The sequence below is a fragment of the Sutterella faecalis genome (assembly GCF_006337085.1).
GTDB classification, from domain to species: Bacteria; Pseudomonadota; Gammaproteobacteria; order Burkholderiales; family Burkholderiaceae_F; genus Sutterella; species Sutterella faecalis.
Genome location: NZ_CP040882.1, coordinates 1,930,188 through 1,942,494 on the forward strand (window position 1 = coordinate 1,930,188; position 12,307 = coordinate 1,942,494).

At 53.9% G+C, this 12,307-nt stretch carries 15 protein-coding genes; all 15 read left to right on the plus strand.

Annotation, left to right across the window (positions count from 1 at the left end; genetic code table 11):
* The first annotated feature begins 15 nt into the window (after nucleotides 1–15).
* The 15 genes from rsmG to hemE all read left to right on the plus strand — a co-directional run bounded on the left by rsmG (nucleotide 16) and on the right by hemE (nucleotide 12,098).
* Nucleotides 16–669, plus strand: a complete 654-nt coding sequence (gene rsmG, locus FG381_RS07995; protein ID WP_139688330.1) for a 16S rRNA (guanine(527)-N(7))-methyltransferase RsmG — start codon at nucleotides 16–18, stop codon at nucleotides 667–669.
* A gap of 6 nt (nucleotides 670–675) precedes the next feature.
* Nucleotides 676–1,335: a MarC family protein gene (locus tag FG381_RS08000; RefSeq protein ID WP_139688331.1), complete on the plus strand. Its 660-nt coding sequence runs from the start codon at nucleotides 676–678 to the stop codon at nucleotides 1,333–1,335.
* Between the two features lie 114 nt (nucleotides 1,336–1,449).
* Nucleotides 1,450–2,232 carry a ParA family protein gene (locus FG381_RS08005; protein WP_139688332.1) on the plus strand — a complete coding sequence of 261 codons (783 nt, stop codon included), beginning with the start codon at nucleotides 1,450–1,452 and terminating at the stop codon, nucleotides 2,230–2,232.
* The gene (locus FG381_RS08010; RefSeq protein ID WP_407703348.1) at nucleotides 2,229–3,107 is read left to right on the plus strand and encodes a ParB/RepB/Spo0J family partition protein; all 879 of its coding nucleotides are present in this window, start codon (nucleotides 2,229–2,231) and stop codon (nucleotides 3,105–3,107) included. Before FG381_RS08005 ends, FG381_RS08010 begins: the two co-directional genes overlap by 4 nt.
* 157 nt (nucleotides 3,108–3,264) lie before the next feature.
* Entirely contained in the window at nucleotides 3,265–3,612 is a 348-nt protein-coding gene (locus FG381_RS08015) for an ATP synthase subunit I (protein ID WP_226960213.1), read from the plus strand.
* Nucleotides 3,613–3,624: 12 nt separating this feature from the next.
* Nucleotides 3,625–4,455, plus strand: a complete 831-nt coding sequence (gene atpB / locus FG381_RS08020; RefSeq protein ID WP_139688335.1) for a F0F1 ATP synthase subunit A — start codon at nucleotides 3,625–3,627, stop codon at nucleotides 4,453–4,455.
* 63 nt (nucleotides 4,456–4,518) lie between these two features.
* Nucleotides 4,519–4,761, plus strand: a complete 243-nt coding sequence (atpE, locus tag FG381_RS08025; RefSeq protein ID WP_139688336.1) for a F0F1 ATP synthase subunit C — start codon at nucleotides 4,519–4,521, stop codon at nucleotides 4,759–4,761.
* Between the two features lie 97 nt (nucleotides 4,762–4,858).
* Nucleotides 4,859–5,329, plus strand: a complete 471-nt coding sequence (locus FG381_RS08030; RefSeq protein WP_139688337.1) for a F0F1 ATP synthase subunit B — start codon at nucleotides 4,859–4,861, stop codon at nucleotides 5,327–5,329.
* A gap of 2 nt (nucleotides 5,330–5,331) precedes the next feature.
* Nucleotides 5,332–5,883 carry a F0F1 ATP synthase subunit delta gene (locus FG381_RS08035; RefSeq protein WP_139688338.1) on the plus strand — a complete coding sequence of 184 codons (552 nt, stop codon included), beginning with the start codon at nucleotides 5,332–5,334 and terminating at the stop codon, nucleotides 5,881–5,883.
* Nucleotides 5,884–5,899: 16 nt separating this feature from the next.
* Nucleotides 5,900–7,441: a F0F1 ATP synthase subunit alpha gene (gene atpA / locus FG381_RS08040; RefSeq protein WP_139688339.1), complete on the plus strand. Its 1,542-nt coding sequence runs from the start codon at nucleotides 5,900–5,902 to the stop codon at nucleotides 7,439–7,441.
* A 23-nt stretch (nucleotides 7,442–7,464) separates the two neighbouring features.
* On the plus strand, nucleotides 7,465–8,349 hold the full coding sequence (atpG, locus tag FG381_RS08045; protein ID WP_139688340.1) for a F0F1 ATP synthase subunit gamma: 885 nt from the start codon (nucleotides 7,465–7,467) through the stop codon (nucleotides 8,347–8,349).
* A 33-nt stretch (nucleotides 8,350–8,382) separates the two neighbouring features.
* Nucleotides 8,383–9,786 carry a F0F1 ATP synthase subunit beta gene (gene atpD, locus FG381_RS08050; RefSeq protein WP_139688341.1) on the plus strand — a complete coding sequence of 468 codons (1,404 nt, stop codon included), beginning with the start codon at nucleotides 8,383–8,385 and terminating at the stop codon, nucleotides 9,784–9,786.
* Nucleotides 9,787–9,849: 63 nt separating this feature from the next.
* Nucleotides 9,850–10,269 carry a F0F1 ATP synthase subunit epsilon gene (locus tag FG381_RS08055; protein ID WP_139688342.1) on the plus strand — a complete coding sequence of 140 codons (420 nt, stop codon included), beginning with the start codon at nucleotides 9,850–9,852 and terminating at the stop codon, nucleotides 10,267–10,269.
* 229 nt (nucleotides 10,270–10,498) lie between these two features.
* Nucleotides 10,499–10,903, plus strand: coding sequence for a universal stress protein (locus tag FG381_RS08060; protein WP_139688343.1), 405 nt, complete (start codon nucleotides 10,499–10,501; stop codon nucleotides 10,901–10,903).
* A gap of 118 nt (nucleotides 10,904–11,021) precedes the next feature.
* The gene (gene hemE, locus FG381_RS08065) at nucleotides 11,022–12,098 is read left to right on the plus strand and encodes a uroporphyrinogen decarboxylase (RefSeq protein WP_139688344.1); all 1,077 of its coding nucleotides are present in this window, start codon (nucleotides 11,022–11,024) and stop codon (nucleotides 12,096–12,098) included.
* Nucleotides 12,099–12,307: the final 209 nt, after the last annotated feature.

The following is a 12,307-nucleotide window of genomic DNA, read 5'->3' on the forward strand; positions in this document are numbered from 1 at the left end:
CGGAATGCTTCTTTGATGAATTCAATTGCAATTGATAGTTCCATGCTGCGTGCCGGACTGGAGGCTGAAGGTCTGTCTGTCGATGAAAAGACCATCCATTCATTCCTAGGCTATGCGGCGCTTCTTCTGAAATGGAATCGCGTGTACAACCTGACCGCGATACGCAGACCAGAAGAAGTGCTCACGCACCATTTGCTCGATTCTGCGGCGCTAGTTCCATGGCTGAGGCGCGTTTCTCCGGATGCTAAAAACATTCTTGATGTCGGCTGCGGAGGCGGGTTGCCATCGGTGCCGGTGGCTATTCTTCGTCCTGATCTGGAGGTTACGGGCGTTGATGCTGTTGGGAAGAAAGCGGCATTTGTCAATCAGGCAGCGATCGAACTGGGTCTTAGAAATTTGCGTGCCCGGCACTCTCGAGTGGAAAAGTTGCAGGGTGAATGGGACATGATTACGAGCCGAGCTTTTGCTTCGCTCTCCGACTTCGTTACGCTGACTCGGCCGCTGCTTTCCCCAGGTGGTCGTTGGCTGGCTATGAAAGGCGCAAAAACAGAAGAGGAGATTGCTGAGCTTCCAGATGGAATCAATGTTGAGCTGCTTGAGCCGATTGATGTTCCCGGACTTGAGGAAACTCGACATCTGATAGTGCTGTCACAGTCCTTAGAGAGATGAAAAATAATGGATTTTCTTCCTGCTACATTATTGAGCGCCTTCATCTACACATTTACGACGCTTGTGCCGGTGATTAATCCGTTCAGCGGCGCGATGTTTTTTGTGACGCTTTCGAGTCACCTTTCTGACTCTGATCGGGCTTATGTTGCTGGACGTATTGCCATTTTTTCCTTTGTTATCCTTGTAGTATGTCTTTTTGCAGGACACCTGATACTTGGATTTTTCGGTATATCCGTCGGTGTTCTGCGCTGTGCAGGCGGGCTGGTGCTGTTTGCAGCCGGCTGGAATGCGTTGAATGCTCCATCTCATGATGAAGGATCTAAGGAACCGCCCTTGGCACTTCCGCGCTCACGCCTGAAGGCAATGGCGTTTTATCCGTTTACACTGCCGCTTACAACAGGCCCAGGCGCAATCGCTGTGACTGTGGCTTTGGGCACCACTCTCCCTTATACCGCCAGTAATTTAGGGGGAACGATTCTTGCTATTTTTGCTACGGTCCTCGTGATTTGGATTTGCTTCCGATATAGCGATCGCGTCAGCCGGTCAGTTGGCGCCGCTGGTGCAGATGCCCTTGCGAGGATCTTTGCCTTTATTTTGATTTGCCTCGGCGTGTCGATTTTCTGGCAAGGCTTCTCCGAGCTTTGGCTTCAGCTGGGTCAGCAATAAGCTAGAACGGGACGCCATAGTCTTGTTCTATAAAATAAGGGCTGTTTTTCTAACCTCTATGTGATTTTCCGCGGCCAGGGTCCTATTAGACCGACCGCGGGATTTTTATTTCTCATGGCTCAAGTTTTCTGTATTGCCAATCAGAAGGGCGGCGTGGGCAAAACCACAACGACTGTCAATCTTGCGGCTGCTCTAGCGCTACGGGATCGTAGGGTGCTGCTTGTCGACCTCGATCCACAGGGCAATGGCACAATGGGTTGTGGGATCGATAAGCGGGAAATTGAATGTTCTGTTTATCAACTTCTCCTAGGGCTGAAGTCGTTTGACGATGTCGTGCGGCGTAGCGAAACAGGCGGATTTGATGTCCTCCCTGCTAATCGTGAGCTTTCAGGTGCTGAAATCGAACTGATCAGCATACGGGAAAGAGATCAGAGATTGAAAAAGACACTTGGTCCGGTCATGGACCGCTATGACTATATTCTGATCGATTGTCCGCCAAGCCTCTCCATGCTGACGCTTAATGCGCTTTGTTTCGCCAACGGCGTTATCGTGCCGATGCAATGCGAATACTTCGCACTTGAGGGGCTTACAGACCTCGTTGCCTCTATTCGCAGGGTTCATAACGAAAAGAATCCTGGGTTGAGGATCATTTCCATTTTGCGCGTGATGTTCGACCCTAGAATTACGCTTCAGCAACAGGTAAGTGAGCAGCTCAAGAAGCATTTTGGGGATAAGGTCTTCAACACGATTATTCCCCGCAATGTTCGACTCGCGGAAGCGCCGAGTTATGGCAAGCCTGGTGTGGTATACGACCGGTCCAGTCGAGGAGCCATGGCATACAAAGCATTTGCCGACGAGATTATTTCCCGCATGGAAGCGAAAAAGAAAAACGGGTGAATGCTGTGAAAAAGAAAGAAAAAGGACTCGGTCGCGGTCTGGATGCCCTGTTTATGGGGGAAGTTGGTCCTGATGCACTGGATGAAGCTGTAAGCGAGCGTCGACTATTGGAAGTGGAGACGGTACATATTCATCCCGGACGCTATCAGCCTCGTACTCGCATGGACGAAGCGTCCATCAGCGAGCTGGCCGATTCAATTCGAGAACAAGGGCTTCTCAGCCCTATCCTTGTTCGCTCGCTGGAGGATGGAGATTATGAGGTTCTCGCGGGCGAGCGTCGTTTGCGTGCGGCGAAGCTGGCTGGGCTGGAAAAGGTTCCGGTTCTTCTGCAGAACGTTGATGATGAACATGCGCTTGTCATTGGACTGATTGAAAACATCCAACGCGAAAACTTAAATCCGATTGAGGAGGCTCAAGGCCTGCAGCGGCTCATCAGCGAGTTTTCCTTCACGCATGAGGATGCTGCCAAGGCAATTGGGCGTTCCCGACCTGCGACAAGCAATCTCCTCCGTCTGCTTTCACTCACTGATGAAGTGAAATCCATGGTGATGCAAGGCGTGCTGGAGATGGGGCATGCACGTGCTCTCCTAGCTCTTTCCGGAGCAGATCAAATAACCGCCGCTAAAACTGTAGTTGCACGCAGTCTTTCGGTGCGTCAGACAGAAGACCTAGTGCGACGCTTACTTGAAGGACCTTTGCCTCAAAAGAAGGTCGTCATCAAGACACGCGACAGCGAACGTCTCGAAGAGGCTCTGGCGGAAACGCTCGGCGCCGTTGTAAAGCTCACAGCCAACACGAAGGGCAAGGGAAAAATTGTGATTGAATTCTCTAATCTGGATCAGCTCCAGGGGATTGTGGATCACATTCAAAAATAAATTTCCTGTCTTTGTACGTCCTTTTATGGTGCCATCTATCTCTGAAGTGTTACTTTCTATAGTGCTTTCGTAGATTGTTGCGAGATGCTTCAAGAAGTAAACTTCCACCGACTCAAATTCAAGCTTGTAATGCGTAAGAATGTTCGGCTGTTCTGATATGATGCGCGTCGTTCTTGCGCAGTACGTTGTCGCAGTGCTGGCAGCCCTTATTGGGGCGCTATTTTTCAATGTTGACGCTGGATTGTCTGCTCTGCTTGGTGGGCTTTCCTATGCCTTCATGTCGACTCTGCTTATGCTCTTCTTGATCATGGGCAGAAAAATGAAAATAAGCGTTGGTGCCGGCGTTATGGCGATGCTGCTTGGCGAATTTGTAAAAATCTTAAGCGTTATTTTGTTGTTGCTCACTGTAGCTCAGCAATATGACGCGTTGAACTGGCCCGCTTTTCTCATCTCTTTGATAGCGGTGGTGAACAGCTACTTTGTGTTGCTGTTCAAGAAAAACTAAGGATAGGTCCTCATGGCAGTCGAGAGCCCTAGCGCTACTGAGTACATTCAGCATCACATGGCGCATCTGCAGTCAATGCATCAGAACGTGATCGTTGACTTCTCGGTCATCAATTACGACACGATCTTCTTTTCGCTTGCTGCGCTCCTGGTTGTGTTCTTCCTGCTTCGTATGGGAGCCAAGAAGGCTACCTCGGGCGTTCCGGGGAAGATGCAGTGCGCAGTAGAGATGCTCGTCGAAATGGTGGATAACCAGGCCAAAAATATCGTTCATGGTGACCGCACTTATATTGCGCCGCTCGCTCTGACGGTGTTCTGCTGGGTTGCCATGATGAACTGCATCGACCTGATCCCGGTCGATCTATTTCCTTGGATTGCTGGCTTCCTCGGTCTTGACCACCTTCGCCCTCTTCCGACGGCAGACCTTAACGGTACGCTCGGTCTTTCTTTCGGCGTTTTGCTTCTTCTCTTTTATTACGGCATCAAGGTCAAGAGCTTCTCCGGCTTTATCGTTGAGCTCTTTACTGCTCCGTTCGGCAAGTTCCCGCTTCTCTGGCCGGTGAACTTCCTGATGAACCTCATTGAGTACTGCGCGAAGTTTGTTTCGCTCGGTATGCGACTCTTCGGCAATATGTATGCTGGTGAGCTCGTGTTCTTCCTGATTGCGCTCCTGGGCGGCTTCATGCTTGATTTTGCTCTCCCGGGCGCTGCTGCTGCTGGACTTGGACAAGTCATCGCCGGCCTGGTCTGGTGGCTCTTCCATGTGCTGATTGTTCTGTTGCAGGCGTTTATTTTCATGATGCTGACGCTGGTCTATATCGGGCAAGCTCACAGCAGCCACTAACAGACAATTTCTTTCTTCAACTTTGTCAACTCCCTTTTTTATAGATCTAGGAGTCTTTCAAAAATGACCAACGTCGCTTTAGTCGCTATCGCCTGCGGTATCATCATCGGCCTCGGCGCTCTCGGTGCTTGCCTTGGCATCGCCCTGATGGGTGCTAAGTACCTGGAAGCTTCTGCTCGCCAGCCCGAGCTCATGGAGCCGCTCCAGACGAAGATGTTCCTTCTCGCCGGCCTGATCGACGCGGCCTTCCTGATCGGCGTCGGTATCGCCATGATGTTCGCCTTCGCCAACCCCTTCGTCGGCTAATACTCAGCCGTACGACCAACGTCTTTCTTTTCAATGACGCTGTCCGCGGCGCCGCCCAAAGACATGCGCGGCGCTGCTGACTTAACGGGGTTCAACAATGAACATTAATGCCTCTCTGTTTGTACAGATGGTCGTGTTCTTCCTTGGTGCTTGGGTCACCATGAAGTACATCTGGCCACCGCTGATTCACGCGATTGAAGAGCGGCAGAAGAAGATTGCTGACGGCTTGGCTGCAGCCAACAAGGGCGAGAAAGCCCTTGCTGTGGCTACCGAGCAGGGCAAGGCCATTGAAGCGGCCGCTCGCGCCCGCGCTTCCACCATCGTCGCCGATGGCGAAAAGCGTGCGCTTGCGATCGTTGAAGATGCCAAGGCTCAGGCTACGGTTGAAGCCGATCGCATCATCGAGTCCGCTAAGGCTGAAGCTGCCACGCAGGTTCAGCGCGCTCGCGATCAGCTCCGCGATCAGGTGGCTGCGCTTGCTGTCCAGGGTGCTGAACAGATTCTTGCTCGTGAAGTCGACAAGAACGTTCATGCTCAACTGCTTGATCAACTGAAGGCGAAGCTCTAACTATGGCGGAACTTTCTACGATAGCGCGCCCTTACGCTGAAGGCCTCATGGAGGCCCTCCAGGAGCGTAAAGCCAGCGCAGAAGAAATGACTCGGGTACTTGACGCTGTTGCGCAGCTCGCGCAGGTGGCTCGTGATCCTCAGGTCAATCAGCTCGCGGGTGATCCCGGACTTACGGAAGATCAGCTTTATGGCGTGCTTGACGGCATGCTTGACGCAGATCAGCCGGCAGAAGTCAAGAATCTGCTTCGCGTCGTGATTCAGAACGGGCGCATTGACGCGCTGCCTGAAATCGCGCGGCAATTCCGCATCCTGAAGAACCGTTCCGAAGGTGTTGCTGACGCCTTTATCGAGACGGCCTTCCCGCTCACCGATGATGAGCTGAAGGAACTGCTGGAAGCGCTAGCGAAGAAGTTCCCGGGAGTGAAGCTTCACCCGGTCGTCTCGGTCGAGAAGGAATTGATCGGTGGCGTGCGCGTGCACGTTGGCGACAAGCTCCTCGACGCCTCGATCCGCGCGCGTCTCAGTCAGATGAAGACGGCGCTTACCGCATAAAATTCGGAGCTGTAAGATGCAACTCAATCCCAGTGAAATCAGTGAACTGCTGAAGAAGCGTATCGAAGGCCTCGGCGTTTCTGCTGATCTTCGCACACAGGGCACCGTGGTCTCGCTGTCCGACGGCATTGCTCGTATTCACGGTCTGAGCGACGTGATGCAGGGCGAAATGCTGGAGTTCCCGGGTGAGGTTTATGGCCTCGCTCTGAACCTCGAACGCGATTCCGTCGGCGCCGTTATTCTCGGTGACTACGAAGGTATTTCCGAAGGCGACACGGTGAAGACCACCGGCCGCATTCTTTCGGTTCCGGTCGGCCGTGAGCTGATCGGCCGCGTTGTCAACGCCCTCGGCCAGCCTATTGACGGCAAGGGGCCGATTGAAGCCAAGGAATTTGACGTTATCGAAAAGGTCGCCCCTGGCGTCATCGATCGTCAGTCCGTTTCTCAGCCGGTGCAGACGGGCCTCAAGTCCATCGACTCGATGGTGCCGATTGGTCGTGGTCAGCGTGAGCTGATCATTGGCGACCGTCAGACGGGTAAGACCGCTGTCGCCATTGACACGATCATTAACCAGAAGGGTAAGGATCTGATCTGCGTTTACGTCGCTATCGGTCAGAAGGCCTCTACCATCGCCAATGTCGTCGCCAAGCTCGAAGAGAATGGCGCTATGGACTACACCATTGTCGTTGCCGCTACGGCTTCCGAGTCTGCTGCCATGCAGTACATCGCTCCGTACGCCGGCGCCACGATGGGTGAATACTTCCGCGACCGCGGCGAAGACTCCCTGATCGTTTACGATGACTTGACCAAGCAGGCTTGGGCATATCGTCAGATCTCCCTGCTGCTGCGTCGTCCGCCTGGACGTGAAGCCTATCCTGGCGACGTTTTCTACCTGCACAGCCGTCTGCTCGAACGTGCTGCCCGCGTGAATCCCACGTACGTGGAACGCTTCACCAAGGGTGCCGTCAAGGGTAAGACTGGTTCGATGACCGCTTTGCCGATCATTGAAACGCAGGCAGGTGACGTCACCGCGTTCGTTCCGACCAACGTGATTTCGATTACCGACGGCCAGATCTTCCTTGAAACTGACCTCTTCAATGCCGGTATTCGTCCTGCTATCAACCCGGGCATTTCGGTGTCCCGCGTCGGTGGTGCGGCTCAGACCAAGGTCATCAAGAAGCTTGGCGGCGGTGTTCGTCTCGCCCTGGCTCAGTACCGCGCTCTCGCGGCCTTCGCTCAGTTCGCCTCTGATTTGGACGAAGTGACCCGCAAGCAGCTCGAACGCGGCCGCATGGTTACCGAACTCATGAAGCAGCCTCAGTATCAGCCGCTTCAGGTTTGGGAAGAGGCTCTCGTGCTGTATGCCGTCAACAACGGCTACTACGACGATGTCAACGTGGGTGACGCCATGAAGGTTGAACGTGCAATGCGCGAATACCTCAAGACTCACTACGCTGATCTTGTTGACTCGATCGAAACCAATAAGGCCCTCTCCAAAGAAGATGAAGAGCGCTTGAAGGGTGCTATCGCCGAGTTCAAGAAGAACGGCGCTGTCTAACGTCTAATCGAGGACCCAATTCCATGCCCAGTACAAAGGAAATTCGCGGCAAGATCAAGAGCGTGCAGAACACGCGAAAGATCACCAAAGCGATGGAGATGGTTGCGGCCTCGAAAATGCGCAAGGCGCAGGATCGGATGCACGCTGCCCGCCCGTACGGCGACAAGATTCGAGTAATCTGCTCGCATCTTGCTCGCGCGAACGTGACGGACTATCGTCATCCGTTCCTGAATCAGAATGAAGGCGCCAAGAAGGTGGGCATTATTCTCGTGTCCACCGACAAGGGCCTTGCCGGTGCTCTCAATACGAACATTCAGCGTGTACTTTTGCAGCGCATGCGCGAATGGTCGGCTGAGGGCATTCAGGTTGAAGCTTCCGCCCTTGGCAACAAGGGCCTTGGCTTCCTTCAGCGCTTGGGAGTTCCCGTGCTGAGCCAAGCGGTTCAGCTCGGTGACCGCCCGTCGATTGACCGTCTGATTGGAGCCATCGCTGTTCAGATTGAAGCGTATAAGGAAGGGAAGGTCGATAAGGTCTATCTCTGCTACAGCCGCTTTGTGAACGCGATGAAGCAGATCCCGGTCGTTGAGCAGCTTCTGCCCCTTTCGGACGAACAGCTTTCGGCCGAGGAGCCTCAGCGCAAATTCTCGTGGGATTACATCTACGAGCCTGACGCCCAAACCGTTCTCGACGAGCTGCTCCGCCGCTACGTCGAGGCATTGATTTACCAGGCGGTTGCAGAAAATATGGCCTCTGAACAAAGCGCCCGTATGGTCGCTATGAAGGCCGCTTCTGACAATGCGAAGAAGCTTATTGACGATCTGCAGCTCGTCTACAACAAGACTCGCCAGGCCGGCATTACGAAGGAAATCACCGAAATCGTCGGTGGTGCCGCCGCCGTGTCTTCTTAATCGAATTTAAAAATCGATAACTGAGGAAAACCCATGAGTATCGGACAGATCGTTCAGGTGATCGGCGCGGTCGTGGATATTGAATTCCCGCGCGACGCGATGCCGAAGATTTACGAAGCGCTCGTCCTTAAGAACGACGACGCGAACTCCCTCGCCGAACAGGGCCTGGTGTTTGAGGTCGAGCAGCAGCTCGGTGATGGTGTTGTCCGCACCATTGCGATGGGCTCGTCTGAAGGCCTTCGCCGCGGCATGTCTGTCGAATCTACCGGCCGCGAAATCTCGGTGCCGGTTGGTCCGAAGACCCTCGGCCGCATCATGGACGTTCTTGGCCGCCCGATCGACGACTGCGGTGCGATCGAGGCCGAGGAAATCCGTCCGATTCACAATGAAGCCCCGAAGTTTGACGACCTTTCTCCGTCCGTTGACCTTCTTGAAACCGGCATTAAGGTTATTGACCTGATTTGCCCGTTCGCCAAGGGCGGTAAAGTCGGTCTGTTCGGCGGCGCCGGTGTGGGCAAGACCGTCAACATGATGGAGCTCATCAACAACATCGCTAAGCAGTACGGCGGCTACTCTGTGTTTGCTGGCGTTGGCGAGCGTACTCGCGAAGGCAACGACTTCTACCATGAAATGGGCGAGTCGAAGGTTCTCGATAAGGTCGCCATGGTGTTCGGTCAGATGAACGAACCCCCGGGAAACCGTCTCCGCGTTGCTCTTACGGGCCTGACGATGGCAGAAGCTTTCCGTGACGAAGGCCGCGACATTCTGCTCTTCATCGACAACATCTACCGCTACACCCTTGCGGGTACCGAAGTGTCCGCACTGCTCGGCCGTATGCCGTCTGCCGTGGGTTATCAGCCGACTCTGGCCGAGGAAATGGGTAAGCTTCAGGAGCGTATTGCCTCCACGAAGACCGGTTCCATTACGTCGATTCAGGCCGTTTACGTTCCTGCTGACGACTTGACTGACCCGTCTCCGGCGACGACCTTCGGTCACCTTGATGCGACGGTCGTGCTTTCGCGTGATATTGCTGCTCTCGGTATTTATCCGGCTGTTGACCCGCTCGACTCCACGTCCCGCCAGGTCGACCCGAACATTATCGGTGTTGAGCATTACACGACGGCTCGTCGCGTTCAGGAAACCCTGCAGCGCTATAAGGAGCTTCGCGACATTATTGCCATTCTCGGCATGGATGAACTTGCTCCTGAAGATAAGCTGGTGGTGCAGCGCGCTCGTAAGATCCAGAACTTCCTCTCGCAGCCGTTCCACGTTGCTGAGGTCTTCACTGGTGCTCCCGGCAAGTATGTTCCGCTCAAGGAAACCATCCGCGGCTTCAAGATGATTGTTGATGGCGAATGTGATGAGCTGCCCGAACAGGCGTTCTACATGGTCGGTACCATTGACGAAGCCTTCGAGAAGGCGAAGACCCTCAAGTAATGCTTTGCAGCAGCCGGCTGAAGAGCTGGTTGCTGCAAGCGCCCGACAAACGGAGCAACCTATATGGCTACCATTAAAGTCGACGTCGTCAGCGCCGAAGAACATATCTTCTCCGGCGAGGCCGAACTCGTGTCGCTGCCCGGAACGTCTGGCGAACTTGGCATCATGCCGGGGCATCTCCCGCTTATCACTCTGATTCGTCCGGGTTTTGTGCGCGTACACAAGCCTGGTGAATCAGAAGTTGAGCAGATCTTTGTTGCGGGTGGTGTTCTGGAGGTTCAGCCTGATCGAGTCACCGTTCTGGCCGATACCGCAGTCCGCAGCAAGGATCTTGACGAAGCTCGCGCCAAGGAAGCCCTTGCCGCAGCGGAAGCGTCCCGGGCGACTGCTACGGGCAGCATCGAGATTGCCCGCATCGAAGCGGAAATCGCTGCTCTGGTTGCGGAGCTCGCAGTTATCAAGAAACTGCGCAGCAAGCTCTGATCAAATCAAGCCAACGACGCCTTTTAAAGCGGAGATGCTTACGAGCATCTCCGCTTTTTAGTACCCATACTATCCGTCAAAGCGCTAGCATTCTGAATAAGCAGTTTGAACGGGACCACTGTTTCAAGCATTGAAAATACATTTGGTCTTGTTGGAGCAATACACTCGTCCCTCGCAGACCGAAAAGAAGTGTGCTGGGATTAGAGCTCAACTGAATGGAGGTTTAAGTATGAGCGCAGTTAAGATCCTCGTAACGACGGACGGTTCTAATTTAAGCGACAAGGCGGTGGATACCGCCATCGGACTTGCTGAACAGGTGGGCGGCTCGGTAGTCGGCATGACGGCCGTGCTTACACCGGCTCCGGCTGGCGGCTTCGAGGACGAAGATCCTGTCGTCAAGGAGCGTCTTGAAGCTATTTCCCGCAAGGCTGCCGAAGCGGAGGTTCCCTGCGAGGTAATTGCCGAGCATGCTGAAACGGTTGCGCAGGGAGTGCTTGCCTGTGCCGCAAGATGCAATGCCACGTATATCGTGATGGCAAGCCGCGGACTTGGAACTTTCGGCGCGCTGCTTTTGGGCAGTGAGACGCAGAAAGTGCTCAGTCAGGCGGATCGTCCGGTACTGATTGTCCGCTGATGAGAAGTTATTCTCTCAGATAGATTAATTAGAAAACTCCGCGCCGCAGTGCGCGGTTTTTTCTTGTTTGCTGGCGAAGGTCTGCGCGAAAAGCGCGGCAAATAAACGGAAAAACGAAATGATCCCTCAGAATGACTGCTTCCTGCGTGCGCTTAAGCGCGAACATACGGACTTCACTCCGCTCTGGTTGATGCGTCAGGCAGGTCGATATCTGCCGGAGTACTGCCGCACGAGAGCTCAGGCCGGCAGCTTTATGGGGCTTGCGCAGAATCCGGACTACGCTACAGAAGTGACGCTGCAGCCTATTGATCGTTATGGACTGGATGCCGCTATTCTGTTTTCGGACATTTTGACGGTCCCTGATGCGATGGATCTCGGGCTTTCGTTCGTTCAGGGTGAGGGGCCTGTGTTCGCTCATCCTGTGCAGAGTGAAGAAGCCGTTGAAAAGCTTTATGTGCCCGATCCCGAGGAAAAACTCGGCTATGTCATGGCCGCCGTAAGAAGCATCCGTTCGGCACTCAATAATCGAGTCCCTCTTATTGGTTTTTCCGGTTCCCCCTTTACGCTTGCCTGCTACATGATTGAGGGACGAGGAAGCCGCGATTTTCGCACTGCTAAAACGATGATGTTCCGCCGTCCTGATCTCTTTGAGCGCGTGCTTGACATCAATGCTGATGCAGTGGCGGCTTATCTCAATGCTCAGATTGCAGCCGGGGCCCAGGCGGTGCAGATCTTTGACACCTGGGGCGGCATGCTTGCCGACGGCGATTTCCAACGCTTCTCTTTGACTGCAACAAAGAAAGTGGTTGATCGACTCACGCGCACAACGCCTGACGGAGAGAAAGTGCCGGTCATTGTTTTTACAAAGGGCGGCGGCGAATGGCTCGCAGACTGTGCGGCGATGGGCTGCGATGCGCTGGGTCTTGATTGGACGACCAATCTCTCTCGGGCCCGCAAGGTTGTGGGAGATCGTGTTGCACTTCAAGGCAACATGGACCCGCTCGTGTTGTTTGCAGACGAGGATACGATTCGCCGTGAGGCACGCAAAGTGCTTGATGCCTTCGGCCCTGTCGGAGCCGGCGGGCATGTCTTTAATCTGGGCCATGGCATTAATCAGTTCACGCCTGTCGAGAGCGTGCAGATCCTTGTCGATGAAGTACACCAGTACAGCCGCCGCTATCACACTGCCGGTTGAGTTCTTATCAACGAGTTATGCACAGATCTTGTGCTGGCGCAGTTGATGAATAAATAAGCCCGCCGAATTCCGGCGGGCTTATTTAGTTCGTATCTTCACCTGTGGCAGTAAGAAAGAAAGTGCGAGTCATTCCTTAGTTTGTGGTTTCTTCCTAAAAAATTCACTAAGGGAGGCATCTCTCTCAAGAACAATCCACAAAGTTATCCACA